Raw genomic sequence first — 25,799 nt, 5'->3', positions numbered from 1 at the left:
GTCACGACCGGAACGCGGCCACCGCGCGCGTGAACCACGCGGGGTCGTCCAGCCACGGGAAGTGCCCGCCGCCGGGCTGCACCACCAGCTCGGCGGCGGGGAACAGCGCGGCGTACTCCGCGGCGCGCTTCGGCGGCAGCCCGACGTCGTACTCGCCCGCGACCAGCAGGACCGGCGCGGTCAGCCCGGCGAGCGCGGCCCGGGTGGCGCCGGGGTCGAGCGCGCCCTCCGCGTAGTACCCGGCCGCGGCGTCCGCGTTGATCTCGCCGGCCGCCCTGGCGGCGAACGCCCGCCGCGCGGCGTCCCAGCGGCCGTGGGAGAACGGCGCGATCGCGGCGAAGTTCGCGTCGGTGAACTCCCCGGCCCAGATCCGTTCGAACGCCGCGAACGCGTCCGGGAACCACGGCTCGCCGCGGCGCAGCTCCGCGACCGCCCTGCGGTCGGCGTCGCCGATCTCGACGTCCACCACCCGCGGGCTGGGGCAGACGAGCACCAGCCGCCGGACGCGTTCGGGGTGGCGGGCGGCGTAGCGCACCGCGAGCGAGCCGCCCGCGGAGTGCCCGAGCAGGTCCACCCGCGCCAGGCCGAGGTGGGTGCGCAGCGCCTCCACGTCGTCGACGAGGCGGTCGCACCGGTAGGTCGCCGGGTCGTCGGGGACGGCGGAGCCGCCGGTGCCACGCAGGTCGAGGCGCAGCAGCCCGCGGTCCAGCCCGCCGAGGTCACCGAGGTACGCGGACGCCTGCATCGGCCCGCCGGGCAGGCAGACCAGCGGGTCACCCGTGCCGGAGGCGTGGCAGGCGAGCCGGGTGCCGTCCGGCGCGGAGAAGGTGATCACCGGCAGAGCATAGGCACGCCAGGTTCTCGGTGTGACCGGGTTGTCGGCGGGGGAGCAGCGGCTCCCGTCGCGCCGGTGCGCCGGATCCCGCGCGGGTCGGTGACCGCCCCGCACTGGCGGGCCTGCTCGCGGCGCTGCTGCTGGCGTGCACGCTGGTGTTCCTCGCGGGCGGCAGCGGCAACACGACCCGCACACCGGGCCCCGGCCGCGCAGTGGTTCGTGGTCGGCGGCTGGATGACGACGTTGCTCGGCTGGGCTCGTCCGCAGGACGGGAAAGGCCCGGCCGGCTGGTGCCGACCGGGCCTGGGGTGCACTCGCGTCAGTTGCCGGCCAGACGACGTCCGAGCAGCGCCTTGCCCTGCTCGGCGCCCTTGCGGCTCTCACCCTGCGCGCGGCGGAAGAAATCGGCCAGTTCGTCGTCGCCCGCCCGCTCGGCGTCCTTGATGTAGCTCTCCAACCGGAGGGCGTTGGACAGGCAGGCCTCCACGAACCAGATGATGTTGTAGTCCTTGTCCTGCGTGCCGGTCACGTTGCCGGTCTCGGCAGTGGTGGACATCGTTCCTCCTTCGAGACTCTCGGTTGCCTCTGGGAGTCGGCTACCCACTTTCCGGCCGGTGATTCCTCAGCCGGTCTCGTCGGTGCTGACGTGCGGGGCGCCGACCGGCTTGGACTCGGGGGAGCCGCGCTGCCGCAGGTAGATGCTCAGCACGGCCATCGACCCGATCGCGAGGAACTCCGACTGCCAGTTCTGCAGGGTGCGGTTCCAGAACTCGGCGCTGCCGAGGTACTCCAGCCAGGTGACCGGGTCCTCGTGCGCGGCGAGCTGGTCGGCGTTGTAGACGACCACGCCCGCGATCGACTGCGCGAGCCACGACAGGAGGAACAACCCGCCCATCACGAGCCCGAGCGAGTTGGCGAACACGCCGGTGCGCCAGCCACCCGTGCGCGCCCACTTCGGTGAGTCCTTTGTAGAGTACTCGCCGACCTGTTGCTCCTCGTCGGTCTCGCGGCCGATGCGGTCCGGCGGCTTGGACTCCGGCGACCCGCGCTGGATGAGCCACACGGTCGCCAGGAGGTACAGGAAGAACTGCAGGTACTCCGACTGCCAGTTCTCCGCGACGTCGACCGCGAAGTCGCTCGACGTCACGTACTGGCCGAGCGTGACGGTCGGCCCGCCGTCGGCGATCTGGTGGTTGTTGTAGTCCGCCTGCCCCGACAGCGCCTGGCCGACGAGGGAACCGAGGAACAACAACCCGAAGAGGATGCCGAGACCGTTGTCGCGCAGTGTCCGCTTCATCCGGTCTCCCCCTAGAGTCGCAGCAAGCCGATGACGATGAAGTACGCGAGCCCGGCGAGCACGCCGCCGAGGTAGATCACGAAGATGGGATGTCGCACGTCAACCACCCACCAGACAGTGATAGGGCGCGTCCTCGTCCGGCCGGCAGCCCGCCGCGGACACCAGCCACCCGGACTCGAACTCCGCGAGGAACAGGGAGCCTGCGTCGGTGTCCACTTTGGCCCAGTCCGACCAGGTGTCCGCGCGGGTGACGGCGCCGGTCAGCTCGTCGGCGGGCAGGCCGGTCGCGCAGTCGCCGTCCTCGGTGACCAGGGTGTCGCGGGTGCGCGGGGTCAGCAGCGCGCACGCCGTCTCGACGTCCCCGCCCTGGGCGGCGCGCAGGAACCGCGTGGCGGTGTCGGACGCCGAGGCACGCTCGTCCTGCGCCGCGCAGCCCGCCGTCGCGATAGCAAACGCCGCCGTGGCGGCGGTCAATCTCGGCCAGGCTTTCACGGAGCACGGGTTGCCAGAAGCGTTGATCTCCAAACCTCGCCCCGGCCGGGCGGGTTTCCCGGTCCCCGTGAGGGGTAGCCGACCGCCCTGAGCTGGTGAAAGGGGTGGCGATGGCAGACCGGATCGCCGACCCGTGGGGCCCGAGGACGCCCTACGGGCCGGGGGAGGAGTGGCCGGTGCGGGTCGACTCGCACCTGGCGGACGGGCTGACCGAGGACGACGTCGACGCGTGGGTGCGCACCGCAGCGGTGCTGCACTCCAACGGCGACGGCCTCGACCTCGCGGTGAAGGACGGGCGGCTCGCCGGAGTGCGCGGCCGCGCCGACGACCGGGTGAACCGCGGCCGCGTCGACGAGAAGGACCTGTACGGCTGGCAGGCGAACAACGCGCCCGACCGGCTCGCCACGCCGCTCGTGCGCGACGGTGACCGGCTGGTCGAGGCGACCTGGGACGAGGCGATGGGCCGGATCGTCGACCGCAGCCGTGCGCTGCTGGACGAGCAGGGACCGAGCGCCATCGGCTTCTACACGAGCGGCCAGCTGTTCGCGGAGGAGTACTACACGCTCGCGGCGATCGCGCGCGGCGGGATCGGCACCAACCACCTCGACGGCAACACCCGGCTGTGCACCGCGACCGCGGCGGCCGCGCTGAAGGAGTCCTTCGGCTGCGACGGCCAGCCCGCCTCCTACACCGACGTCGACCACGCCGACGTCATCGCGTTGTTCGGCCACAACATGGCCGAGACGCAGTCCGTGCTGTGGGCGCGGGTGCTCGACCGGCTCGCCGGACCGGAGCCACCCGCGGTGCTGTGCGTCGACCCGCGCGAGACCCCCGTCGCGCAGGCCGCGACCCTGCACCTCGCGCCGCTGCCGGGCACGAACCTCGCGCTGATGAACGGCATCCTCCACGAGATCGTCGCGAACGACCGGGTGGACCACGAGTTCGTCGACGAGCACACCGTCGGCTACGACGACCTCGCGAAACTCGTCGCGGAGTACCCGCCGGAGCGGGTCGCGCGGATCTGCGGGGTCACCGCCGACGAGATCCGCGCCGCCGCCCGCCTCCTCGGCGACGCGGAACGGCTGCTGTGCACGGTGCTGCAGGGCTTCTACCAGTCGCACCAGGCGACGGCGTCCGCCGTCGCGGTGAACAACCTCGTGCTGTTGCGCGGCATGCTCGGCAAGCCGGGCTGCGGGGTGCTGCAGATGAACGGTCAGCCCACCGCGGAGAACACCCGCGAGTGTGGCGCCGACGGCGACCTGACCGGGTTCCGCAACTGGGCGAACGACGCGCACGTCGCGGAGCTGGCGAAGCTGTGGAACGTCGAGCAGAGCACGATCCCGCACTACGGCCCGCCGACCCACCTCATGCAGATGCTGCGGTACGCGGAGAACGGCACGCTGCGGTTCCTGTGGATCTCCGCGACCAACCCGGCCGCCTCGTTGCCGGACCTGGCGCGGGTGCGGTCGATCCTCGACCAGGAACGGCTGTTCGTCGTGGTCCAGGACGCGTTCCGCACCGAGACCGCCGAGTTCGCCGACGTGGTGCTGCCCGCCGCGATGTGGGGCGAGAAGACCGGCACGTTCACCAACGCCGACCGCACCGTGCACCTGTCGGAGAAGGCGGTCGACCCTCCCGGGGAGGCCCGCCCCGACCTGGACATCTTCCTCGACTACGCGCGCCGCATGGGCTTCACCGACGCCGACGGCGCCGCGTTCCCGCCGTGGCACGACGCCGAGTCCGCGTTCGAGGCGTGGAAGGCCGCGTCGAAGGGCAGGCCCTGCGACTACAGCGGCCTGAGCTACGACAAGCTCCGCGCCGTCAGCGGCGTCCAGTGGCCGTGCACCGACGAGCGCCCCGACGGCACCGAACGCCTGTACGCCGACGGCCGGTTCTTCGCCCACCCCGACTACTGCGAGAGCTACGGCCGCGACCTCGTCACCGGCGCACCTGCCGAGCCGGACGCCTACCGCGCGGCGAACCCCGACGGCAAGGCCATGCTGAGGGCCGCCGAGTACCTGCCCCCGCACGAGGAACCCGACGACGAGCACCCGTTCCGGCTCGTCACCGGCCGGGTCATCCACCACTTCCACACCCGCACCAAGACCGGCCGGGTACCCGAGCTGCGGGCGGCGGCGCCGGAGGTGTGGGTGGAGATCTCCGCGGGTGACGCGGGCAGGCTCGGCATCGCCGAGGGTGACGTCGCCGAGATCCGCACCGCGCGCGGGGTCGTGCACGCCAGGGCCCGCATCGGCGGCATCCGCGACGGCGTGGTGTTCCTGCCGTTCCACTACGGCTACTGGGACACCGACGACCCGACGGGGGAGAAGGGGGAGCGGGCCGCGAACGAGCTGACCCGCACCGAATGGGACCCCGTCTCCAAACAGCCCCTGTTCAAGACCGCGGCGGCGGCCGTGACCCGCGGAGGACCACGATGAAGATCGGTCTCGCCCTGCGCGAGCTGCACCGCTCCGAAACCGCGCTGGCCCGCGACCTGCTGCGGGTGTCCGACCGGCACGCGGCCGAGGCGGAGATCCACCACGTGGCACGTGACCTGGCCCGGTGGTCGCGTGCGCACGTCGAGCGGCTCGCGGCGGCCGCCGGCGCGTACGGCGTCCGCCTCAACGCCGACGCGCCCGCGTCGTCGGGCGTGCTGGCCCCGGTGCGGCGCACGCTCAGCGAGCTGACCCGCAAGCGCGACGAGACCGGGTTGCTGCTGCTGGCGGACCTGCGCAGGCTGCACCGCAAGGCCGCGGGTGTGTCGCTGGACTGGGAACTGCTCGCGCAGGGCGCGCAGGCGGTCAAGGACACCGACCTGCTCGACCTCGCGAGCACGTGCCACCCGGAGACGCTGCGGCAGCTCACGTGGACCAACGGGATGCTCAAGCAGCTGTCGCCGCAGGTGCTCGCGAGCTGATTAGCGCCCGCCACAGCGGGTAGCCGCCCCTTTCGGCCAGGAGAGAAGGTGCGCCATGAGGATCGTGGTGACAGGGGCGAGCGGCAACGTCGGCACCGCGGTGGTGCGGGCACTCGCCGCCGACGAACGCGTCGGTGCGATCGCGGGAGTCGTGCGCCGCGAACCGGAGTGGCAGGCGCCGAAGCTGAGCTGGGTCACCGCCGACGTCGGCGAGGACGACCCGGACGCGCTCGACGCGGTGATGGCCGGTGCGGACGCGGTGATCCACCTGGCGTGGCTATTCCACCCCGCGCGCACCCCGGAGGTCACGTGGCGCACGAACGTGCTCGGCAGCGTCCGGGTGTTCGAGGCCGCCGCCCGCAACTCGGTGCCCGCGCTGGTGTACGCGTCGTCGGTCGGCGCCTACTCGCCGGGCCCGAAGGACCACCCGGTCGACGAGAGCTGGCCGACGCACAGCTGGCCGACCGGCGCCTACACGCGGGAGAAGGCGTACGTGGAGCGCGTGCTGGACGCGTTCGAGGTCCGCCACCCCGAGATGCGTGTGGTGCGGATGCGGCCCGCGTTCCTCGTGCGGCGCGAGTCGGCGAGCGAGCAGCGGCGGCTCTTCGCCGGGCCGCTGCTGCCGAAACGGGCCGTGGACCTCGTGCCCGTCGTGCCGGACATCCCGGGGCTGCGGGTGCAGGTGACGCACACCGACGACGCGGCGGACGCGTTCCGCCTGGCGGCACTGGGGGACGTGCGGGGCGCGTTCAACCTGGCGGCCGACCCCGTGGTGGACGCGCACGTGCTGGCCGAGGTGCTGGGCGCCCGTGTGGTGCGGATGCCGGTGTGGCCGGTGCGGGCCGCGGTCGTGGCGGCGTGGCGGTTGCGGCTCGCGCCCGCCGCGCCCGAGCTGTTCGACGCGGTGCTGCGGATGCCGTTGATGGACAGCACCCGCGCGCGGGAGGAACTGGGCTGGGCGCCGCGGCACGACTCCGTGTCGACGCTGGAGGAGTTCGTGGCCGGGTTCCGGGAGGGCGCCGGGATGCCGACGCCGCCGCTCGCGCCGAAGGTCCCCGGCGGCCGCCTGCACGAGCTGTTCACGGGCGCCGGCAGCAAGCCGTGAGGCTCAGCCGCGGCGGAACCGGCGGCGTGGCCTGGGTTTCGGGGTCAGCAGACCCGCCGCGGCGTCCTCGAGCAGCGCGCCGACCGTCTCGGCGGCACAGGACTTGTTGGCCCCGATCCCGCCGTTCGGGCCGCGCTTGATCCAGCCGACCACGTACGTGCCCGCCCGCACCCGGCCCGCCGTGTTCGGGATCGTGCCCGTGGCGTCGTCGAACGGCAGCCCGGGCACCGGCCTGCCCCGGTAGCCGACGGCACGCACGACCTGGCCGGTCATGATCTCCGTGCCATCGCTGACGCGCAGGCCACGCACCTCGTCGTCGCCCACGACGGCCTCGGGCGCCGAGTGGAAGCGCAGCACGATCCGCCGCCGTTCGTGCGGTGGCGGCGCCGACCAGTCGACGGCCTCTTGCCGCACGTCCCGCAGCAGCGCCGCCTTCCCGCCCGCCCCGATCGCCGCCGCGACCCGGGGGTCGTGGGTGTCGACGACCAGGTCGACGTCCGGACGGCCGGTGAGCGCGAGCAGCTCGGGGGCCGTGTACGCCGCGTCCCCGGGCCCCCTGCGCCCGAGGAGCACGACCTCGCGGACCTTGCTCGAGGTGAGCGCGGCCAGCGCGTGCGGTGCGATCGACGTGCCGGACAGCGCCGCCGGGTCGGTGGTCAGCACCCGTGCCACGTCCACGGCGACGTTGCCGTTGCCCACCACGACGACCCGTTCCGCGGACAGGTCCACGGCGTCGGCGGGCACGTCCGGGTGGCCGTTGTACCAGCCGACGACCGTCGTCGCGGCGATGGTCCGGTCCGCGCCGGGGACGCCGAGGTCGCGTGCCCCCGCGGCGCCGACCGCGTAGATCACCGCGTCGTGGCGGTCGGCCAGCTCGCCCGCGGTCACGTCCCGGCCCACCTCGACGCCGAGCCGCAGCCGCAGCCTCGGGTGCGTGTGGAACCGGGCGAAGACCTCGCCGATCCGCTTGGTCGACGGGTGGTCCGGCGCGACCCCGAACCGCACCAGACCACCCGCCACCGGCAGGCGGTCGATCAGCGTCACCGTCGCGTTGGTGTGCGACAGCAGGTCGGCCACGGCGTACATGCCTGCCGGACCGGTGCCGACGACCGCGATGTCCAGCGGTGCCAGGTCGGACGGGATGACGCGGTCGAACGTCGGCGGGCCCCACGCGTGGAAGTTCGGCGCCGGGTTCGTGGTCGCCGGGGGCTTGTCCGCGTAGTACCCGGCGTTGAGCTCCGCGTAGGGCTTGAGCGCCGCGGTCAGCGCGTCGACGGGGAAGATCGCGTCGACCGGGCAGGCGTCCGCGCAGGCGCCGCAGTCGATGCAGGTGCGCGGGTCGACGTAGAGCATGTCGGTCGTGCCGAAGTCCGGCTCGTCCGGTGCCGGGTGGATGCAGTTGACCGGGCACACGGCGACGCACGACGCGTCGCTGCAGCAGGTCTGCGTGATCGCGAACGCCATGGCGTCAGATGAGATTGGCGCGCTGGTAGAAGCGCGTCGCGGGCTTGGTGAGCATGCCGCAGGAGTCGAGGAACTCCATCAGCCCCGCGCAGCTCGACCGCAGCATGGACTTGTGGTGCTCGTTGGCCTTCGCCTCGCGCAGCGCCCGCTTCGTGTCCAGGCCCGCGTTGGCGTACACCTCGTCGCTCCACATGCTGGTGACGATGTGGTACGCGGCGATCGCGACGACCAGCGCGTTGACCTGCCTGCGCAGCCACCCCGCGCCACGCAGCCGCTCCCTGGTCTCCTCGCGGGCGAACTTCATGTGCCGCGACTCCTCGACCACGTGGATGTTGTTGATGGTGCGGACGAACGGCACCACCCGCTCGTCCCGCATCCAGTCGCGCTGCATGACGTCCAGGACCTCCTCGGCGACGAGGATCGCCGCGTACGCGGCCTCGCCGAACGCGACCGCCTTGAACACGCGGCCGAGCTCGATGACGTGCCGCTTCGGGCGGTAGGCCGGCGCGCGGAGCTTCGCGGCGCCCCGCGCGAACATGATCGAGTGGCGGCACTCGTCCGCGATCTCCGTCAGCGCCCACTGGAAGGCCGGGTCGGTCGGGTCCTTCGCGTAGAAGTCCCGCAGGATCATCTGCTGGAGGATCATCTCGAACCAGATCCCGGTGCTCGCGACCGACGCCGCCTCCTGGCGGGTGAGCTCGCGGCGCTGCTCCTCGGTCATCTCGTCCCAGTACGGGGTGCCGTAGAGCGTGCTCCACTCGGGGCTGGTGCCGTGGTAGCCGGTGTCGAGCGGTGTCTCCCAGTCGACCTCCCGCGCGGGGTCGTACGACAGCGTCTCCGCCGAGTCCAGCAACCTGCGTGCCGTCGACTGGCGGCCGGCCTGGTCGTGCGTGTCGATCGTGGTCATGGGAAGCTCCCTGATGACGCCTGTTACCTCCGTTTACTGTTACCAACAGTAACACGAACTTGTGCACCCACGCGAGACGTCCTGACCTGCGCGAACCGTTTTTGTCGGTGGTCGGGTGCATGATGCCCGCATGGCTGTCACAGGACGTTTGGAGCTGGCCGCGTTCGACGCGCCGGACATCAAGGGGCTCGCGGAGTTCTACACCGCCCTCACCGGGTGGGAGACGGTGCGCGACGTGGGCGACTGGATCACGATCCGCGCGAGCGACGGGCAGGAGATCGCCTTCCAGAAGGCGCCCGACCACGTGCCGCCGCGCTGGCCGGGGCAGGAGCTGCCGCAGCAGTTCCACCTGGACCTGTTCATCGAGGACCACGAGGCGGCGGCCAAGCGGGCCGAGGAGCTCGGCGCCACCCGGCTGGCCGACGGCGAGCACTGGATCACGCTCGCCGACCCGGCGGGGCACCCGTTCGACCTCTGCCGCAAGGAGGGGGTCGGCCCGGAGATGACGCTGTTCGCGGTGACCATCGACGCGCCGGACGCGATCGGGCTCGCCCGGTTCTACGCCGCGCTGATGGGCATGGAGGTGACGTACGAGGGGCCGGAGGGCGCCCTCATCGCCGACGGCGGGAAGAGCGTGATGTTCCAGCAGGTCGCCGAGTACACGCCGCCGCGGTGGCCGGACCCGGCCGCGCCGCAGCAGGCGCACCTCGACATCCTCGTCGACGACCTCGACGCGGGGGAGGCGCGGGCGCTGGAGCTGGGCGCGACCAGGTTACCCGGCGACGAGAAGACGTTCCGCGTGTTCGCCGACCCGGCCGGGCACCCGTTCTGCCTGACCAGCTAGTGCGGGTCGCGGGGATCGGTGATCGCAGGCCGGTCGCGGGCGAACGCCTCCGCAGGTCCGCCGGGTCCGCGAGCCGCCCCAGGCTGACACCGTCGAGGGTGACGACCCGGCGACGGTGACCGTCACGGCGCCTGCTCGACGAGCCGGGCGAGCTGGCCGGTGACGCCACCCCAGCCGTCGGCGAACCCGAGGTCGGCGTGGAGCTTCCTGCTCGCGGGATCCCCGTGCCGCACGACGACGCGGTAGTCGGTGCCGTCGGGGTGGTCGGCGAGCACGATCTCGGCGGTCATCCCGACGGGCTCGGGGTTGGTGGGCCGCCACCCGCTGTCGACGGCGTTGGTGAACACGATCCGCTCGAACGGCTCCACGAGGAGGAAGCAGGCGTCGAGGTGCGGCGCGAAGGTGGTGCCGTCGTCGCTGACCCGGGTGACGAACGCGCCGCCCTGCCGGACCTCGAGCCGCTCGACCCGGCAGTGGGCGGGGGCCGGCACCCACCACCGGGCGAGGCTGGCGGGGTCGGTCCAGGCGTCCCAGACGGTCTTGCGGGGCGCGCGGATGAGCCGCGAGATGGCGAGGTCGAGATCGGGATTCACGGGGTCTCCTCGTCGTGGGCGGTGACGAACCGCTCGAGCCGGTCGGTGCGGTCGTGCCAGATGCGGCGCTGTTCGGCGAGCCAGTCCTCGACGAGCGCGAGCCGCTCGCGGTTGAGGACGCAGGTGCGCACCCGTCCGGTTTTCTCGGTGCGGATCAGGTCGTTGGACTCGAGGACACGGACGTGCTTCATGAAGGAGGGCAGAGTCATGGGCGCGTCACGTGCCAACTCGCCGACGGTGGCCGGCCCGCGTCCGAGCCGCCGGATCACGGCACGTCTCGTGGGATCCCCGAGCGCGACGAACACCCCGTCGAGCACCGCCGAATACTGAGCCATGCGGCTAAGTATTGCGTGCCGCGACAGTTAGCGCAATGGCTAAGTGTCGGATGCGGGGTGCCGTGGTTCTGGGGTTTGGTGCGCACACCGGTGGGGATGGGCGCGGCGGTGGTGTGGGTGCCTTCCAGGTTGACGGCTCAGTCCGGGGCCGCCCCATGTCCGCCACCACCGCCGAACCTTTCCGGGGTAGCCCATGCGTTCGGCTTCTCGACGGGGTGGGTGTTCGCGCCTTCGGTGCCAGGGGCGGCTTCGCCGCCCGGCCACGGAGTGGCCTTGTCGCCTTCCGAAAGGGCGGCTTCCGCTTGGTGATGAACGGGCCCTTCATGAGCCCCAGCGCAACGAAGGGTCCTTCCTCAACCCCAGCGCAACGATCGGGTCGGGAGGTCAGCCCATCCACATGCCGCCGTTCACGTCGATCACCGTGCCGGTGATCGACGCCGCCGCGGGGGAGCAGAGCCAGCCGACCGTGCCCGCGATCTCCGCCGGGTCGGTCACGTGGCCCAGCGGGATCGACGCGCGCAGGTCCGCCATCTCCTCGTCCGTCAGCCGGTCGAGCATCGGCGTCGCCACCGGGCCCGGGGCCAGGCAGTTCACCCGCACACCGCGGCCGGCCTGGTGTTTCGCCAGGTGGCGGGTCAGGCCGATGATCCCCGCCTTGGCGACCGCGTACGCCGGGCCCGACAGTTCGTTCCCGCCGTGTCTGCCATTGACCGAGCTGAACAGGACCACCGAGCCGCCCGCCGCCATCCTGGGCAGCGCCTGGCTGGTGACCACGGCGGCCGACGTGAGGTTGTCGTTCAGCACGCGGTGCCACTCCGCCAGGTCCAGGTCCTCGATGCCGCCCTTGCCGACCGAGCCCGCGGCGTGCACGACCACGTCCAGTGACGGCACGTCCGCCAGGGCGGCGGCCACCGCCGTCGGGTCCGCGGCGTCGTGGCCCAGTGCCCGGTCCAGCACCACGACCTCGTCGCCCCTGGCGCGGAACCAGTCGGCGCACGCGCCGCCGATGCCGCCCGCGCCGCCCACCACCAGCGTTGTCGTACCCATGCCCCGCATTCTGAGCACAAACCGGCCCGGGGCGCGCCGTGTCGTGGCTCACGGTGATCACCTAGAATCCGTCGGCATGACGGCTGAGCGGGTGACACGTGGGCCCGTCGCGCCGTCCGCGGACAGCGAGGACGGCGAGACGAGCAGCGGCATCACCCGTGCGCTCAAGGTGATCTTCGCCGTCGCGGAGTCGCCGGAGCCGGACGTCGGGGTGTCGGAGCTGGCGCGCACCCTCGGCTACAGCAAGACCGTCGTGCACCGGGTGGTGCGGACGCTCGTGGCCAGCGGGTTCTTCCTGGTCGACGAGCGCACCCGCCGGTACCGGCTGGGCCCCGGCGCGGTGAGCGTCGGGCTGGCCGCGCTCGCGCGCATGGAGGTCCCGAGCATCGCGCAGCCGCACATGGAGCGGCTCGTCGCGGCCACCGCCGAGACCGCGACCCTCTCGGCCCGCTACGGCGACCAGCGGATGTACCTCGCGCAGGTGCTCTCGCCGCAGGAGATCCGCATGGCCGTGCCGCTCGGGCAGCTGTTCCCGCTGCACGTCGGCGGCTCCTCGAAGGCCATCCTCGCCTCGCTCGCGCCGGACGAACTCGCCGCGTACCTCGACCGCGCGCTCGCCGGGACCGTGTCGGTCACCAGCCGCGAGGAGCTCGAGGAGCAGCTGCGGAAGATCCGCAGGCGCGGGTACGCCGTGAGCCGCGGCGAACGGCAGGTCGACGCGGGCTCCGTCGCGGCGCCCGTGTTCGACGCGACCGGTCGTGTTTACGGAGCGTTGTCGATCTGTGGCCCGGTCGGGCGGATCAGCGACGACAAGATCGAGGAGTACGGCACCCTCGTCACCGAGGCCGCTGCCGCCGTCTCGACCGGACTGGGTTACCGGCGCACCGGCGCCTGATCGTTCACCCGCAAGGAATCCACGTCACGGCCGTGTTCCGGCCGCCGCTCACGTGTCCGGTGAGGACAGAGTGAGGACAGTTCCGACGGTCTGATGAGGACTGTCCCCGTGACACTGCGCGCTCGCCACCCTGCGCACGGTGGGTAACGAATGAGTTCATCCGCATTTTGCCGCGGCGATGCCTTGACCGTCGTTCGAACGCGCACCTAGCATACCGGCATCCGTTACGGCGTTCCGCTTAGCGATACAGGGCGAGCGTCCAAGGATCCCGTGGAGGACATTCGCATGGTGAGTGCGACGCAGGCCCCAGCCCGATCCGAGTCTCCGGCCGCCCCGCGTGCGCCGCGCAAGGAGCACGGTCCCCGCTGGTTGTTGTGGGTGACGACGCCGGTGATCTTCGTGGCGATCATCGGGCTCTGGAAGCTGTACACGGTCGTCTCCGGCGTGAGCGAGCTGATCGTGCCGCCACCCGAGCACGTGTGGACCGCGCTGGTCGAGCTGCTCGGCGACTCGATGATCTACGAGGCCATGTACGTGACGTTCTACGAGACGATCGTCGGCTTCGGGATCGCGGTGGTCGTCGGTGTCGCGCTCGGCATCCTGCTCGGCAAGATGCGTTCCCTGGAACGGGTGCTCTCGCCGTTCCTCGTGGCGACACAGGTCGTGCCGAAGGTCGCGATCGTCCCGCTCCTGTTGCTGTGGTTCGGTTTCGGCCTGTCGTCCAAGATCTTCATGGCCGCGATCATCAGCTTCTTCGTGATGATGCAGAACACGATTCTGGGCATCCGCTCGATCGAGGCGGGCCACCGCGACCTCATGCGCGTCATCCAGGCGCCGTGGTGGAAGCGCGTGCTCTCGCTCGACATCCCGTCGTCGTTGCCCGCCGTGCTCACCGGCATCGAGCTGGGCATCGTCTTCGCGATCACCGGCGCGATCGTCGGTGAGTACCTCGGTGGCGACGAGGGCCTCGGCGCCCTGGCCACCGTCATGCTCGCGGCGCTGCGGACCGACCAGCTGTTCGCCGTCGTGATCATCATGACCGTGCTCGGATTCCTGCTCTACGCCGTGGTGGCGGGCATCCGGCGGTTCGCGATCCCCTGGCACGAGTCGTCCGGGCGTGCCACCAGCCTCTAAGTCCTCTGTGGACCCACCAGAAACCGGGAGTCCGGCAACATGGATCGACGTTCTTTCCTGCGCAACAGCGGCCTCTTCGCCGTCACGACCGCCGCGGGCAGCAGCTTCCTGATGGCGTGCGCGCCGAACACCGGGAACGACTCGGCCAACCAGGCCGCGGCGGACCCGAACGCGAAGGACGCCACGTTCATCACCCCGTTCCAGCACATCATCAACTACGCCGACGTCTACGTCGCGATCCAGGAGGGCTACTTCGCCGAGGAGGGCCTGAACGTCGACGTCGTCGGCGGCAGCGGCACGGCCAGCTCCGTGTCGCAGGTCTCCGCGAACCAGGGCCTGGTCGGCAAGGCGGCCTCGATCAACACCTGCCCGCTCATCGCCGACACCGGCGCCACGATCATCACGGTGGCGCAGGGCGACCAGAAGTCCCAGTACAGCGTCGCGTCCAAACCGGACAACCCGCTGACGCACCCGGAACAGTGGCAGGGCAAGACGATCGGCGTCATCTCCAAGGGGGGATCGACCGAGCTGCTGCTCGACGCGATGTCCGTCGCGGTCGGCCTGGACCCGAAGAAGGTCAAGAAGGTCGTCACCGGCGCCGACGTCGGCTCGCTGGAGTTCCTCAACCGCGGCGAGGTCGACGGCTTCATCACCTACATCGGCTCGGAGTCCGCGTTCAAGCAGCGCAAGATCGACCTGCACTACCTGAACACCGACGAGTTCGCGAAGATGCCGGGCGACTCCTACTTCGTGAAGGTCGCCGACGTGCAGAAGGAGGCCGAGGCGATCACCGGCTTCCTGCGCGCGTCCCGCAAGGGCTACCAGTTCGTGGAGAAGCCGGAGAACCTCGAGAAGGTGCTGTCCGCCGTCGGCGCGTTCAACAAGGTCGAGGTGCAGGACGAGGAGCTGGCGAAGCTCAAGGTCGAGGCGCAGCCGGTGATCTGCAAGCCGGCGTCCGGCGACTACCTCTCCATCGACATGCCCGCGTGGGAGTCGGCGGTGGAGCTGATGCGCAAGTCCGGGATCATGAAGGACACCAAGCGCCCGATCGAGGACTTCGTCACCACCCAGTTCGTGGACCAGATCTGAGTGGGTGACGACATCAACGGCACCGACAAGGCCGACCTGCTGATCGTCGGCGCGGGCACCGCGGGCCTGCCGGCGGCCATCGAGGCCGCGCGGCAGGGGCTGCGGGTCACCGTCGTCGAGCAGGCCGACCAGGTGGGCGGCACGCTGTGGCGGTCGTGGGCGCAGCTGTCCGCGGCGGGCACCGCGCTGCAGCGCTCGCGCGGCATCGACGACAGCCCGGACCTGCACTTCGACGACGTCATGCGGATCAGCAAGAACACCGCCGACCCGGCGCTGGTGCGGCTCGCCGTCGACCACGCGGCGGGCACCGTGGACTGGCTGATGTCCGCCGGGTTCGAGATGGACCCGGCGGCGCCCGCCATCCTCTACTTCCACGAGCCCTACCGGCTGCCCCGCACCTACTGGGGCGTGCGCGGCGGGCTGTCGGTGCTGGAGGTGCTGATCCCGAGGTTCGAGCGGGCGTGCGCCGACGGGTCGGTGACGCTGCTGCTGAACACGACGGTCACCGCGCTGCGCGCCGACGGGGCGAACCGGGTCGCCGGGGTCACGGTGTTCGGCCCGGACGGCGCCCGCGCCGATCTCGACGCGGCCGCGGTGCTGCTGACCAGCGGCGGCTACTCGGGCAACGCGGAGCTGTTCCCGCAGCTCACCGGCGGTGCGCCGCTGGTCGGTCCGGGTGCGCCGACGTCGACCGGCACGGGCATGCTGGCCGCGCTGGACCTCGGCGCCCGCACCCGCGGCGGCGACCTGTTCCTGCCCACGTACGGCGGTGTGCTGTTGCCGGACAGCCCGTCGAAGACGGTCCCGCTCGACGACTACCCGCAGCTCACGCCGCAGTCGCGGCAGCCGTGGGAGATCCACGTCAACGAACGGGGCGAGCGGTTCGTCGCCGAGGACGCCGACAGCGTCGACGTCCGGGAGAACGCGCTGCTCGACCAGCCCGGCCTGCGGTTCTGGGTGGTCTACGACCTCGCGGTGCGGCAGAAGGCGCCCGCGTTGTTCCCGACCTGGGCCGAGGAGGACCTGGCGGAGGCGTTCGCCACGCACCCGTCGTTCGCCACCGCCGACACGATCGAGGAACTGGCGGAACGCGCCGGGATCGACCCGGCCGGGCTGCGGAAGACGGTCGACGAGTACAACGCGGCGGTCGCGTCCGGTGTGGACGGTCTCGGCCGGACGCACCTGCCGCTGCCGATCGAACAGCCGCCGTTCTACGCGGTGCGCAACCACGGCTCGACGCTGAAGAGCCCGGCCGGGCTGGTCGTCGACGCGGACCTGCGGGTCGTCGGCGGCGCCGGGCCGATCGAAAACCTGTACGCGGCGGGGGAGGTGCTCGGCGGCAGCACGCTGTCGGGCAAGTCGTTCGTCAGCGGCATGAGCGTGACGCCCGCGTTGTCGTTCGGGCGTCTGCTGGGCCGCCGGATCGCGGGGAGTGCGTGATGTGGAACCGGTCCGACGTGGACTTCATCGACAGCGCGGACGTGCCGTGGGAGCGGCCTGCCGAAGGGGAGTTCGGCTTCCTCGGCGGCGGCCGCAAGCGGGTGCTCAGCCGTGACCTGACGGACGGCGCCGAGACGGCGGTCCAGCGGGTGGTGGACCCGCAGCGCGGCGTGCTCGCCGCCGAGGCCGACATCTACGTGCTGTCCGGCGGCGGTGTGCTGAACGGCGAGCCGATCGAGGTCAACGACTACGTGCACGTCGCGGCGGGCGCCGAGCTGGACCTGGTGCCCGGCGTGCGCGGGCTGGTGCTGTACTGCGGGTTCTGGGCCCCGCCGGCCTTCGGCCCCGGCGACGGCGAGAGGAACGCCGTGACCGTCACCCACACCGAACGTCTCCAGTGGACACCGGCGACGTGGAGCGGTGAGGTCGAGCTGCGGCCGGGCGCCATGCTCAAGACACTGCGCAAGGACGACCGCGCCTACATCTACCTGGCCGCGATGATGCCGGGCTGGCGCTCGGAGTCCGAGGAGGCGCACCCGGTGTACGAGGAGTCGTACAAGATCTACGGCGACGTCCTCATGGGTGCGCGGGGCGTGATGCGGGAGGGCTCGTACTTCTTCCGCTCACCGGGCATCTTCCACGGGCCGCTCTACTCGCGCGGCGGGACGATGTCGTTCATCCGGTCCGACGCGACCACCACGACCGAGTACCGGGATCCCGCGCCGGGCGGCGCATGGGACGAGCTGGCGAGGCAGGCGTATGTCGATTGAGAGCACGACCCGGGAGAGTGCGATGACCGAGAACGTGATCGCCGGGGACGCGATCTCCGTGCGGGGCGTCGGCAAGACCTACGCCGCGAGCGCGGGTCCCGTGCAGGCGTTGCTGCCGACCGACCTCGAGGTGAAGCCGGGTGAGTTCGTCGTGCTGCTCGGCCCGTCCGGGTGCGGCAAGACGACGCTCCTGCGCATGCTCGCCGGGCTGATCTCGCCCACCGAGGGCACGATCGAGATCGGCGGCAAGCCGCTGTTCACCGGCCGCGACATGAAGCCGGCGCGCGACACCCTGGGTGAGCTGGGCTTCGTGTTCCAGGCGCCGAACCTGATGCCGTGGCGCAAGGTGTGGCGCAACATCGCGCTTCCCCTGGAGGCCAAGGGGATCGGCCGTGCCGAGCGGAAGGCGCGGGCGGAGGAGCTGGCCGGGCTCGTCGGCCTGGAGGACTTCCTCGACCACTACCCGAAGCAGCTCTCCGGTGGCATGCAGCAGCGCGTCGCGATCGCCCGCGCGCTGATCCACCGCCCGTCGATCCTGCTGATGGACGAGCCGTTCGGCGCGCTCGACGCGATGACCCGCGACTCGATGAACCTGCTGCTGCAGCGGCTGTGGCTGGAGACCGGCAAGACCATCGTGCTCGTCACGCACTCGATCTCGGAGGCGGTGTTCCTCGCCGACCGGGTCGTGCTGCTGTCGCAGCGGCCGGGGCGGGTGCAGGACATCATCGAGGTCGACTTCGACCGGCCGCGGGACCTGGCGGTGTCCGGCGACCCGCGCTTCGGCGAGATGGTCGGGCAACTGCGCAAGCAGCTCGGCGGCCACGCGTGACGGCCGTACCCCGGACCAGGGCGATGGCCGCGTTCGCGGCCCGTCTGTCCCATGCGGACCTGCCGGCGGCGGTCGCGGCGAAGGCGGGCGCGCTGCTCACCGACTTCGTCGGCGCCGCGGTCGGCGGCGCACGGACACCCGAGGTGTCCGCCATGATCGACCTGGTGCGCGCGCGGGGCGGGCGCCCGGTCGCCACCGTGTTCGGTGCCGGGTTCTCCGCCCCGGCACCGGACGCGGCCTTCTGCAACGGCGCCGCCGCGGACGTGTTCGAACACCAGGACGGCTACCGCTTCGGCGGCTTCCACCCCTCGCACACGCTGCCCGCGCTGCTCGCGGTCGCCGAGGAGACCGGCGCGGACCTGCGTGACCTGCTCACCGCGGCGGTGGTCGCGTACGAGGTCGCCGATCGCATCGGCCGGGCCACCCACCCGCGTGCCACGCAGGCCGGCTGGTTCCCGATCGCGGCGGCCTTCGGTGCGGCGGCCGGCTGCGCGAAGCTGCTGGGGCTCGCGGAGGACGGCATCGCCGACGCGATCGGCGCGGCCGCGTTCTTCGCCCCGGCCGTCCTGATCGAGTCGATCTTCGCGGGGCCGTCGGCGAAGCCCGCGTTCGCCGGGCAGCTCGCCCGCGCCGGGGTCGAGGGCGCGCAGCACGCGGCGGCCGGGCTGACCGGCTGGCGCGAGGTGGTCGAGCACCCGCGCGGCCTCGTCGCGGTGCTGGGCGGCGAACTCGTCACCGACACCACCGACGACCTCGGTCGCGAGTGGACGATCCTCGACGTGCACCAGAAGCGGTTCGCCGGGTGCAGGCACACGCACGGCGCCGGGCAGGCCGCGGTGGAGCTTGCGATCGAGCACGACCTCGACCCCGCGTCCGTTACCGATGTGGATGTCGAGACCTACGACATCGCGCTCCTGCTGGTGGACCGGCAGGTCGGCGCGGATCCGTCCACGGTGGCCTGCACGCTGAGCCTGCCGTACGTCGTGGGCGCGGCCATCGCCGACCGCGACGTGACCGGGGCCCAGTACGACGAGGCCCGCCGCACCGACCCGGCCGTGCTGCGCGTCGCGGACCTGGTGCGGTTGCGCCGGGCCGACGACCTGGAGGCGCGGTACCCCGAGTACACCGCCACCCGCGTCACGATCACCACCGCCGACGGCGCCACGTACACGAAGACCGTGGACGTCCCGGCCGGTGACAGCCGCGCCCCGCTCACCCGCGAGCAGCTCCGCGCCAAGTTCGACGGCTACGTCGGCAGCGCGTTCGGCGAGCGGATCGCGAAACAGACCGCGGACCTGCTGCTCGCCCCGCCAGAGGCCATGCCCGTGCGCGACCTGACCGCGCCGCTGGCCACGCGCCCGTGAAGGAGAATCCCGTGACCGACATCGACACCGACATCTTCACCATCACCCCGGAACCGGTCACCGCCGAGGCGTTCGCCCCGTTCGGCGAGGTCGTGTCCCTGGACGACACCCCGAAGCTGCCGATCGACCTGTACAGCGGCCTCAACGCCATCCACGGTCCGGTCGTGCTGCAGGTCGACGAGCGGCCCGAGTTCATCCTGTTCCGCGTCGGCTACCGCGGCGGCGACATCCGGTACATGGAGCGCCACCACGGCATGACCCAGACGTTCATCCCGCTGAACGGCGACCCGTTCGTCTCGGTCGTCGCCCCGCCGGACGCGCCGCTCGTGGACGGGTTCCCGGACTTCTCCTCGATCCGCGCGTTCCTCGTGCCCGGCGACGTGATCCTCAACATCCACCGCGGCACCTGGCACGAGCCGCCGTTCCCCACCAAGGACGGCCAGAAGTTCTTCATCACCTCGACCCCGGGCGTCACCGGCGGTCTGCAGTCCGCTGTGGACGGCAACGGTGAGGTGCACAAGCTCGACGTGGACAAGCGCAACCCCGTGTACCGCACCGGAAAGCGCCTGCGGGTGGCGATGCCGTGATGACGACCCCCGTCCAGGCCGGCATCGGTTCGTCCCCGCGCAAGCGGGACGGCGCGCTGCTGCTGACCGGCCGCGCGACCTTCCTCGACGACCACCGTCCCGAGGGGCTCCTGCACGCGGTCGTCGTGCGCAGCACGGTCGCGCACGGGCGGATCGTCGCCATCGACACGTCCGCCGCCGAGGCCGCGCCCGGCGTGTCGCTGGTGCTGACCGGTGCGGAGGCCGCCAAGCATGCGGGGCCGGTGCCGTACTTCATCGACCCGGCCGCGCGCGGCGGCAACCGCACCGACATCCGGTGCCTGCAGGTCGACAAGGTCGTCCACGTGGGACAGCCGGTGGCGGCCGTGGTCGCCGCGTCGCGGCACGAGGCGCAGGCCGCCGCCGACCTGGTGCGGGTCGAGTACGACGTGCTGCCGCACGTGCTCGACGCGCGGGCCGCGATGGCACCGGACGCGCCCCGGCTGTACGAGGACTGGCCCGGCAACGTGGTGGCGCACAACCGGTACGGCTCCGGCGACCCGGACGCCGCGCTCGCCGCCGCGGACGTGGTCGTCGAAGGCGAGCTGCGGATCGCCCGCACCACCACCGCGCCGATCGAGCCACGCGGGTACCTCGCGTCGTGGCAGGGTGACCAGCTCACCGTGCACGCGTCCTGCCAGAACCCGCACCAGCTGCGGTGGATGCTGTCCGTGAGCCTCGGCATCGACGAGTCCCGCATCCGGGTGATCACCGCCAAGGTCGGCGGCTCGTTCGGGCTGAAGATGCAGGGCCACCCCGAGGAAACGCTGGTCGCGCTGCTGTCCCTGCTCGCGGGTGCGCCCGTGAAGTGGGTGGAGGATCGGCGCGAGACGCTCATGGCAGGCGCCCGCGAGCAGGTCCACCGGTTCCGCGTCGGCGCGACCCGGGACGGCCGGATCACCGGGCTGGTCAACGAGATCGTCGCCGACGTCGGCGCGCTGACCGCGCAGGCGGGCTGGGCGATGCCGAACATGTCGGCCACCACGCAGCCGTCCGGGTACGCGGTCCAGAACGTGCGCGTGGACCTCGACATCGTGTGCACGAACAAGCCGCCGCTGAACGCGGCACGCGGGTTCGGCAAGGACGCGGCGCACTTCGTGATGGAGCGCGCGGTCGACCTCGTGGCCCGCGAGCTGGGCATGGACCCGGCCGAGGTGCGGCGCCGCAACTTCGTCCGCGAGTTCCCGTACCGCACGGCCACCGGCCTCAACATCGACAGCGGCGACTTCGAGGGCCTGCTCGACAAGACGCTCGACGCGGTCGGCTACGCCGGGATCCGTCGGCGGCAGGCCGACTTGCGGTCGCAGGGGAGGTACCTCGGCATCGGGCTGGGGTTCGAGCTGACCCCCGAGTCGTCGGACAGCCCCGGCACGTTCGTGTCCGGCTTCGACACCACGACCGTGCGGATGAGCGTCACCGGCATGGTCACCGTGCTCACCGGCGTCACCTCGCCGGGCGGCGGCAACGACACCGGCATCGCCCAGATCGTCGCCACCGAGCTCGGCGTGCCGATCGAGTGGGTGGAGCTGGTCCAGGGCGACACCGACCGCTGTCCCAACGGGTTCGGCAACTTCTCCGGGCGCAGCATGGTCGTCGGCGGCGGGTCCGCGGCGCTGGCCGCGCGGGACGTGCGGGCCAAGCTCCTCGCGGTCGCGGCCCGGCTGCTCGAGACCGAGTACGTCGACATCCGCGGCGGCGTCGCGTTCGGCGGCGGCCGGGAGGTGCCGGTGCCCGAGGTGGCCCGGGCGCTGCTGACCCGCGCGTTCGCGATCGGCGACATCGAGCCGGTGCTGGAGTCCACCCGGGCCTACAAGCCCGGCAACATCGACCACGTCCCGGACGAGCTGGGCCGCATCCAGCCGTACCCGACGTACTCGTCGAGCCTGCACGCGGTCGTGGTCGAGGTCGACGCGGAAACCGGCAAGGTCACGCTCGCCGACTACGTGATGGCCCACGACTGCGGCACCATGATCAACCCGCTGCTGGTCGAGGGCCAGGCGCGGGGCGCGGTGACCATGGGGTTGGGCAGCGCGCTGTCCGAGCAGCTGGTGTTCGCAGCCGACGGCAGCCTGGCGTCCAACCGGTTCAAGTCCTACCTGCTGCCCCGCGCCGGGGACGTCCCGCTGCTGCGGATGATCCACCAGGTCACGCCGAGCCCGTTCACCATGCACGGCAACAAGGGCGCCGGTGAGGCCGGCGTCGGCGGCGCGCAGGCGGCCGTCGCGAACGCGGTGGAGGACGCGCTCGCCCCGTTCGGCGTGACCGTTCGCGGCGTCCCGCTGAGCCCGCCGAACGTGCTGGCCCTGATCGACGAGGCACGCCGATGAGATACACCAGACCCTCCGATGTGGACGGTGTGACCGCGGCGCTCGCGGACGGCGACGCCGTGGTGGTCGGCGGCGGCACCATGGTCGTCCCGGACATGACGCACGGCAAGGTGCGGCCCGCGGCCGTCGTGGACCTGGCCAAGGCCGGGCTCGCGGGCATCACCCGCGGCGACGACGGCTGGGTGATCGGCGCGATGACCACCTACACCGAGCTGGAACGCTCCGACGTCCCGTTGCTGGCGACCGTCGCGCGCGGCATCACCGGCGGTCCGCAGATCCGCAACCGCGGCACCGTGGGCGGGTCGGCGAGCTACGCGAACCCGTCGTCGGACGTCCCCGCGACTCTCGTGGCGTTGAACGCCCGGCTGCGGCTCGCGAAGGCCGGGGGAGTACGTGAGGTCGCGGCCGCCGACTTCTTCCTCGGCGCGTTCCGCACCGCGCGGGAACCGGACGAGGTGCTCACCGCGATCACCGTGCCGGATCCCACCGGGGCGCTCGGCTACCTGAAGTTCAAGCTCGTCGAGGGCAGCTGGCCCATCGTCACCGCCGCCACGGTCGTCGGCCCGACGATCAAGGTTGTGCTGGGCGGCGCCGCCGCCAAGCCGGTGACCGTCGAGGTCGCGCGGGAGTCGTGGCGGGAACAGCTGCGGCCCGCCGTGGACCGGGTGCTCACCGAGCCGTGGGACGACGTGCTCGCCCCCGGCCACTACCGGGCCCGCATCGCGCCCGTGATCGCCGCCCGCTCGGTGGCCAACGCACTGGAGGAGGCGGCATGAAGCTCACCGTCAACGGGACAGAGCACGAGTTCGACGTCGACCCGCGCACCCTGCTGGTGCACGCGATCCGCGAGCAGGTCGGCCTCACCGGCACGCATGTCGGCTGCCTCACCGGCGACTGCGGCGCCTGCACGGTCGTCGTCGACGGGCAGACCACCAAGTCCTGCTCGGTGCTCGCGCTGTCGGCCGACGGGGCGGACGTCGAGACCATCGAGTCCCTCGCCGAGGGCGAGGAACTGCACCCCGTGCAGCGGGCGTTCTGGGACGAGTTCGGCTTCCAGTGCGGGTTCTGCCTGCCCGGCATGCTGCTCACCGCGAAGGAACTCGTCGAGTCCACACCGGACCCGAGCCGCGACATCACCGATGACGACATCCTGCGTGCGATCAACGGAAACCTGTGCCGCTGCACCGGCTACAACACGATCGTGGCGGCGGTGCGGAAGGCGGCAGGGAAATGAAGTTCGTCGACGACTACCTCGCCGCGGTCGAGGAAGGCCGCCGGGACGACGCGGCCCGCCACCTCGCACCGGACGCCGAACTGGTCTTCCCGGGCGGGAAGCGCTACCGGAGCCTGGACGAGCTGGCGGCCGCGAGCAAGGGCCGCTACCGCTCGGTCGGCAAGCACCGCGACCGCTACGAGACGGCCGAGGACGGCACGCTCGTCTACTCCATCGGCCGCCTGTTCGGCGAGAACAACCACGGCGTGCGGTTCGACCACGTCCGCTACGTCGACCGCTTCCGCCTGCGGGACGGGCTGATCGTCGAGCAGTGGGTGTGGAACGACCTCGCCGAGACCGGCGTGCTCGACGCCCGCACCACCGACGACCTGGCGCCGGAGTGGCGGCCATGACCGCCTACCCCCACGTGTTCTCGCCGGTCGGGATCGGCGGGCTCACCCTGCGGAACCGGGTGTTCGTCTCCGCGCACACCACGAACTTCGGCGCGGACTTCCTGCCCACCGAACGGCACGTCGCCTACCACCGGGAGCGGGCCCGCGGCGGCGCCGGGCTGATCATCACCGAGCCGCTGCGCGTGCACGAGACGAGCCTGGGCCGCGCCGGCGGCCTGGCCGCCGATCCCGCCGCGCTCCCGGTGCTCACGAAGATCACCGAAGCCGTCCGCGCCGAGGGCGCCGCGTGGGGTCCGACGAGCCGCCGGTGGTCCGCGGGCGGGCACGTCCCGCACGCCATGACCCGCCGCGACATGACCGAGGTCCGCGACGCGTACGTGCGGGCGGCGAAGCTGGCCGCCCAGGCCGGTTTCCAGGGTGTCGAGGTCCACTTCGGACACGGCCACCTGTTGCACCAGTTCATCTCACCCGCGAGCAACGACCGCGGCGACGCTTACGGTGGCAGCGAGGAGAACCGCCTCCGCTACCCCCTGGAGGTCCTCGACGCGGTGCTCGACGCGGTCGGTGACCTGGTCGTCGTCGGTGTCCGCATGTCGGCCGACGAACTCGTCGTGGGCGGCCAGGACCTGGACGCCGGGCGGCGCATCGCGCACCTGCTCGACACGACCCGCCCCATTGGGTTCCTCAACGTCTCCCTCGCCTCGTACACGGTCCCGTCGATCGGCCACCACGTCGCCGACATGAGCGAGGGCCACACGCCCTACCTCGACGACGCGCTCGCCGTGGCGAAGGAATGCGCCCGCACGCCGGTGTTCGCGGCGTGCCGGTTCCTCGACCTCGCCGACGCCGAACGGGGCCTCGCCACCGGCCTGCTCGCCGCGGTCGCCATGACGCGCGCGCACATCGCCGACCCGAACCTGCTCGCCAAGGCCGCGGCGGGCGATGAGCACCGGATCCGGCCGTGCGTGTCCTGCAACTTCTGCATCGGCGAGATCGCCGGCCACCGGCCGATGACCTGCATGGTGAACCCGCGTGTCGGGCGTGAGGCGGAGTGGCCGGAACACCCGGGCACGGCGCCGGAACCCGGGCGGGTGCTGGTCGTCGGCGGCGGCCCGGCGGGGATGGAGACCGCGCGCCTGGCCGCGGCGCGCGGGCACTCCGTGCAGGTGTGGGAGACCGGGCCCGAGCCGGGCGGTCAGCTGCGGATCGGTCGTCGCGGTGTGGGTCGTGGGGACCTCGACCGGCTTCGGGCCCACCTACAGGGGCGCCTCGCGGACCTCGGCGTCCCGGTGCGGACGAGCACACCGGCCACGGTGGCCGACGTGCTCGCCGAGCGGCCGGACACGGTCGTGCTCGCCACCGGCGCCCGCCACACCGCCCGCGAGGTGCCCGGCTGGGGCCGTGCGCTCACCGCGCACCACGTCCTGAGCGGCGCCTCCTGGACCGACCGGACACTGCTGGTGCTCGACGACGACGGCGGCTGGACCGCCGCGTCCGTCGCCGAGACCGCGGCCCGCGGCGGCGCCACCGTGCACCTGGTCACCGCGGCGGGCACCGCGCTGTGGGGCGTCACCGAGTACAGCCGCATGACCGCCGTCGAACGGCTGCGGAACCTCGGCGTCCAGCTGTGGACCTCCGCCACCGCCACCATCGACCACGGCGCCGTGCACATCTCGAGCGCGCTCGTCGACACCGTCACCACCGTGCCGGACGTGACCGACGTGGTCGCGCTCGACCCACCCGCCGCACGCGACGACCTGGCGGCCCCGCTCGCCGAGGCCGGCCTGTCCGTGCACGTCATCGGCGACGCCGTCGCCCCGAGAACCCTGCTGGACGCGATGACCGAGGCACACGTCGTCGGCCGCGCGCTGTAGAGGAGAGGAC

General features: G+C 72.1%; 26 protein-coding genes. 17 read left to right on the top strand and 9 right to left on the bottom strand.

The annotated features are described in order from the left end of the window. Nucleotide 1: 1 nt before the first annotated feature. From ACYQ77_RS26600 to ACYQ77_RS26585, 4 genes are all read right to left on the bottom strand, one after another. Nucleotides 2-835: an alpha/beta fold hydrolase gene (locus ACYQ77_RS26600; protein WP_459715966.1), complete on the bottom strand. Its 834-nt coding sequence runs from the start codon at nucleotides 833-835 to the stop codon at nucleotides 2-4. Nucleotides 836-1,154: 319 nt separating this feature from the next. Then, complete coding sequence (locus ACYQ77_RS26595) at nucleotides 1,155-1,391, bottom strand: hypothetical protein (RefSeq protein WP_459715964.1); 237 nt, start codon at nucleotides 1,389-1,391, stop codon at nucleotides 1,155-1,157. A gap of 66 nt (nucleotides 1,392-1,457) precedes the next feature. Continuing rightward, nucleotides 1,458-2,132 (bottom strand): DUF6766 family protein, encoded by a 675-nt coding sequence (locus ACYQ77_RS26590; RefSeq protein ID WP_459715963.1) that lies wholly within the window; start codon nucleotides 2,130-2,132, stop codon nucleotides 1,458-1,460. Between the two features lie 99 nt (nucleotides 2,133-2,231). Then, entirely contained in the window at nucleotides 2,232-2,606 is a 375-nt protein-coding gene (locus ACYQ77_RS26585; RefSeq protein WP_459715961.1) for a hypothetical protein, read from the bottom strand. 128 nt (nucleotides 2,607-2,734) lie between these two features. On the opposite strand from ACYQ77_RS26585, the gene ACYQ77_RS26580 reads away from it, so the two are divergent. From ACYQ77_RS26580 to ACYQ77_RS26570, 3 genes are read left to right on the top strand one after another with little or no spacing between them, the layout of a single operon-like run. Then, the gene (locus ACYQ77_RS26580; protein ID WP_459715958.1) at nucleotides 2,735-5,062 is read left to right on the top strand and encodes a molybdopterin oxidoreductase family protein; all 2,328 of its coding nucleotides are present in this window, start codon (nucleotides 2,735-2,737) and stop codon (nucleotides 5,060-5,062) included. Then, complete coding sequence (locus ACYQ77_RS26575) at nucleotides 5,059-5,541, top strand: hypothetical protein (protein WP_459715956.1); 483 nt, start codon at nucleotides 5,059-5,061, stop codon at nucleotides 5,539-5,541. The genes ACYQ77_RS26580 and ACYQ77_RS26575 overlap by 4 nt, the downstream gene beginning before the upstream one ends. A gap of 55 nt (nucleotides 5,542-5,596) precedes the next feature. Next, complete coding sequence (locus tag ACYQ77_RS26570; RefSeq protein ID WP_459715954.1) at nucleotides 5,597-6,646, top strand: NAD-dependent epimerase/dehydratase family protein; 1,050 nt, start codon at nucleotides 5,597-5,599, stop codon at nucleotides 6,644-6,646. A 3-nt stretch (nucleotides 6,647-6,649) separates the two neighbouring features. On the opposite strand, the gene ACYQ77_RS26565 is transcribed toward ACYQ77_RS26570, so the two are convergent. Beyond that, complete coding sequence (locus ACYQ77_RS26565; protein WP_459715953.1) at nucleotides 6,650-8,110, bottom strand: FAD-dependent oxidoreductase; 1,461 nt, start codon at nucleotides 8,108-8,110, stop codon at nucleotides 6,650-6,652. A 4-nt stretch (nucleotides 8,111-8,114) separates the two neighbouring features. Next, the gene (locus ACYQ77_RS26560) at nucleotides 8,115-9,017 is read right to left on the bottom strand and encodes an AurF N-oxygenase family protein (RefSeq protein ID WP_459715950.1); all 903 of its coding nucleotides are present in this window, start codon (nucleotides 9,015-9,017) and stop codon (nucleotides 8,115-8,117) included. A 130-nt stretch (nucleotides 9,018-9,147) separates the two neighbouring features. Here ACYQ77_RS26560 and ACYQ77_RS26555 point away from each other — a divergent pair, with 130 nt between their 5' ends. Continuing rightward, on the top strand, nucleotides 9,148-9,861 hold the full coding sequence (locus ACYQ77_RS26555) for a VOC family protein (RefSeq protein ID WP_459715947.1): 714 nt from the start codon (nucleotides 9,148-9,150) through the stop codon (nucleotides 9,859-9,861). 122 nt (nucleotides 9,862-9,983) lie between these two features. On the opposite strand, the gene ACYQ77_RS26550 is transcribed toward ACYQ77_RS26555, so the two are convergent. The 3 genes from ACYQ77_RS26550 to ACYQ77_RS26540 all read right to left on the bottom strand — a co-directional run bounded on the left by ACYQ77_RS26550 (nucleotide 9,984) and on the right by ACYQ77_RS26540 (nucleotide 11,836). After that, entirely contained in the window at nucleotides 9,984-10,454 is a 471-nt protein-coding gene (locus ACYQ77_RS26550; protein ID WP_459715945.1) for an SRPBCC domain-containing protein, read from the bottom strand. Then, nucleotides 10,451-10,789, bottom strand: coding sequence for an ArsR/SmtB family transcription factor (locus ACYQ77_RS26545; RefSeq protein WP_459715943.1), 339 nt, complete (start codon nucleotides 10,787-10,789; stop codon nucleotides 10,451-10,453). Before ACYQ77_RS26545 ends, ACYQ77_RS26550 begins: the two co-directional genes overlap by 4 nt. 384 nt (nucleotides 10,790-11,173) lie before the next feature. Beyond that, nucleotides 11,174-11,836: an SDR family NAD(P)-dependent oxidoreductase gene (locus ACYQ77_RS26540; protein ID WP_459715941.1), complete on the bottom strand. Its 663-nt coding sequence runs from the start codon at nucleotides 11,834-11,836 to the stop codon at nucleotides 11,174-11,176. 76 nt (nucleotides 11,837-11,912) lie between these two features. Between ACYQ77_RS26540 and ACYQ77_RS26535 the strand changes: the two genes are divergently transcribed. The 13 genes from ACYQ77_RS26535 (at nucleotide 11,913) to ACYQ77_RS26475 (ending at nucleotide 25,789) form a co-directional block, all read left to right on the top strand. Next, a complete protein-coding gene (locus tag ACYQ77_RS26535) occupies nucleotides 11,913-12,731 on the top strand; it encodes an IclR family transcriptional regulator (RefSeq protein WP_459715940.1) in 819 nt (272 codons plus the stop codon). Nucleotides 12,732-13,109: 378 nt separating this feature from the next. Further along, nucleotides 13,110-13,865 (top strand): ABC transporter permease, encoded by a 756-nt coding sequence (locus ACYQ77_RS26530; protein ID WP_459715938.1) that lies wholly within the window; start codon nucleotides 13,110-13,112, stop codon nucleotides 13,863-13,865. Nucleotides 13,866-13,904: 39 nt separating this feature from the next. Then, entirely contained in the window at nucleotides 13,905-14,954 is a 1,050-nt protein-coding gene (locus ACYQ77_RS26525) for an ABC transporter substrate-binding protein (protein WP_459715937.1), read from the top strand. Continuing rightward, nucleotides 14,955-16,394 (top strand): FAD-dependent oxidoreductase, encoded by a 1,440-nt coding sequence (locus ACYQ77_RS26520; RefSeq protein ID WP_459715935.1) that lies wholly within the window; start codon nucleotides 14,955-14,957, stop codon nucleotides 16,392-16,394. Then, nucleotides 16,394-17,164 carry a DUF4437 domain-containing protein gene (locus tag ACYQ77_RS26515; protein ID WP_459715933.1) on the top strand — a complete coding sequence of 257 codons (771 nt, stop codon included), beginning with the start codon at nucleotides 16,394-16,396 and terminating at the stop codon, nucleotides 17,162-17,164. Before ACYQ77_RS26520 ends, ACYQ77_RS26515 begins: the two co-directional genes overlap by 1 nt. 22 nt (nucleotides 17,165-17,186) lie before the next feature. Further along, nucleotides 17,187-17,993, top strand: coding sequence for an ABC transporter ATP-binding protein (locus ACYQ77_RS26510; protein ID WP_459715931.1), 807 nt, complete (start codon nucleotides 17,187-17,189; stop codon nucleotides 17,991-17,993). After that, entirely contained in the window at nucleotides 17,990-19,357 is a 1,368-nt protein-coding gene (locus ACYQ77_RS26505) for an MmgE/PrpD family protein (protein ID WP_459715929.1), read from the top strand. Before ACYQ77_RS26510 ends, ACYQ77_RS26505 begins: the two co-directional genes overlap by 4 nt. 11 nt (nucleotides 19,358-19,368) lie before the next feature. After that, nucleotides 19,369-19,944, top strand: a complete 576-nt coding sequence (locus ACYQ77_RS26500) for an ureidoglycolate lyase (protein WP_459715927.1) — start codon at nucleotides 19,369-19,371, stop codon at nucleotides 19,942-19,944. Next, nucleotides 19,944-22,289 (top strand): xanthine dehydrogenase family protein molybdopterin-binding subunit, encoded by a 2,346-nt coding sequence (locus ACYQ77_RS26495; protein WP_459715925.1) that lies wholly within the window; start codon nucleotides 19,944-19,946, stop codon nucleotides 22,287-22,289. The genes ACYQ77_RS26500 and ACYQ77_RS26495 overlap by 1 nt, the downstream gene beginning before the upstream one ends. After that, complete coding sequence (locus ACYQ77_RS26490) at nucleotides 22,286-23,065, top strand: FAD binding domain-containing protein (protein WP_459715923.1); 780 nt, start codon at nucleotides 22,286-22,288, stop codon at nucleotides 23,063-23,065. Before ACYQ77_RS26495 ends, ACYQ77_RS26490 begins: the two co-directional genes overlap by 4 nt. After that, a complete protein-coding gene (locus ACYQ77_RS26485) occupies nucleotides 23,062-23,523 on the top strand; it encodes a (2Fe-2S)-binding protein (protein ID WP_459715922.1) in 462 nt (153 codons plus the stop codon). The genes ACYQ77_RS26490 and ACYQ77_RS26485 overlap by 4 nt, the downstream gene beginning before the upstream one ends. Then, nucleotides 23,520-23,915, top strand: a complete 396-nt coding sequence (locus tag ACYQ77_RS26480) for a nuclear transport factor 2 family protein (RefSeq protein WP_459715919.1) — start codon at nucleotides 23,520-23,522, stop codon at nucleotides 23,913-23,915. Before ACYQ77_RS26485 ends, ACYQ77_RS26480 begins: the two co-directional genes overlap by 4 nt. Further along, the gene (locus ACYQ77_RS26475) at nucleotides 23,912-25,789 is read left to right on the top strand and encodes an oxidoreductase (protein WP_459715917.1); all 1,878 of its coding nucleotides are present in this window, start codon (nucleotides 23,912-23,914) and stop codon (nucleotides 25,787-25,789) included. Before ACYQ77_RS26480 ends, ACYQ77_RS26475 begins: the two co-directional genes overlap by 4 nt. Nucleotides 25,790-25,799: the final 10 nt, after the last annotated feature.

This window comes from Actinophytocola sp. KF-1 (genome assembly GCF_054661535.1).
This window is presented reverse-complemented; position numbering and strand designations above follow the sequence as displayed.

Bases quoted from the DNA above. Each gene is read 5' to 3' on its own strand.
- ACYQ77_RS26580 (WP_459715958.1), top strand. From the start codon at position 2,735: ATGGCAGACCGGATCGCCGACCCGTGGGGCCCGAGGACGCCCTACGGG.
- ACYQ77_RS26545 (WP_459715943.1), bottom strand. From the start codon at position 10,789: ATGGCTCAGTATTCGGCGGTGCTCGACGGGGTGTTCGTCGCGCTCGGG.
- ACYQ77_RS26565 (WP_459715953.1), bottom strand. From the start codon at position 8,110: ATGGCGTTCGCGATCACGCAGACCTGCTGCAGCGACGCGTCGTGCGTC.
- ACYQ77_RS26555 (WP_459715947.1), top strand. From the start codon at position 9,148: ATGGCTGTCACAGGACGTTTGGAGCTGGCCGCGTTCGACGCGCCGGAC.
- ACYQ77_RS26480 (WP_459715919.1), top strand. From the start codon at position 23,520: ATGAAGTTCGTCGACGACTACCTCGCCGCGGTCGAGGAAGGCCGCCGG.
- ACYQ77_RS26490 (WP_459715923.1), top strand. From the start codon at position 22,286: ATGAGATACACCAGACCCTCCGATGTGGACGGTGTGACCGCGGCGCTC.
- ACYQ77_RS26570 (WP_459715954.1), top strand. From the start codon at position 5,597: ATGAGGATCGTGGTGACAGGGGCGAGCGGCAACGTCGGCACCGCGGTG.
- ACYQ77_RS26535 (WP_459715940.1), top strand. From the start codon at position 11,913: ATGACGGCTGAGCGGGTGACACGTGGGCCCGTCGCGCCGTCCGCGGAC.
- ACYQ77_RS26575 (WP_459715956.1), top strand. From the start codon at position 5,059: ATGAAGATCGGTCTCGCCCTGCGCGAGCTGCACCGCTCCGAAACCGCG.
- ACYQ77_RS26515 (WP_459715933.1), top strand. From the start codon at position 16,394: ATGTGGAACCGGTCCGACGTGGACTTCATCGACAGCGCGGACGTGCCG.
- ACYQ77_RS26590 (WP_459715963.1), bottom strand. From the start codon at position 2,132: ATGAAGCGGACACTGCGCGACAACGGTCTCGGCATCCTCTTCGGGTTG.
- ACYQ77_RS26540 (WP_459715941.1), bottom strand. From the start codon at position 11,836: ATGGGTACGACAACGCTGGTGGTGGGCGGCGCGGGCGGCATCGGCGGC.
- ACYQ77_RS26495 (WP_459715925.1), top strand. From the start codon at position 19,944: ATGACGACCCCCGTCCAGGCCGGCATCGGTTCGTCCCCGCGCAAGCGG.
- ACYQ77_RS26525 (WP_459715937.1), top strand. From the start codon at position 13,905: ATGGATCGACGTTCTTTCCTGCGCAACAGCGGCCTCTTCGCCGTCACG.
- ACYQ77_RS26510 (WP_459715931.1), top strand. From the start codon at position 17,187: ATGACCGAGAACGTGATCGCCGGGGACGCGATCTCCGTGCGGGGCGTC.
- ACYQ77_RS26560 (WP_459715950.1), bottom strand. From the start codon at position 9,017: ATGACCACGATCGACACGCACGACCAGGCCGGCCGCCAGTCGACGGCA.
- ACYQ77_RS26475 (WP_459715917.1), top strand. From the start codon at position 23,912: ATGACCGCCTACCCCCACGTGTTCTCGCCGGTCGGGATCGGCGGGCTC.
- ACYQ77_RS26485 (WP_459715922.1), top strand. From the start codon at position 23,062: ATGAAGCTCACCGTCAACGGGACAGAGCACGAGTTCGACGTCGACCCG.
- ACYQ77_RS26595 (WP_459715964.1), bottom strand. From the start codon at position 1,391: ATGTCCACCACTGCCGAGACCGGCAACGTGACCGGCACGCAGGACAAG.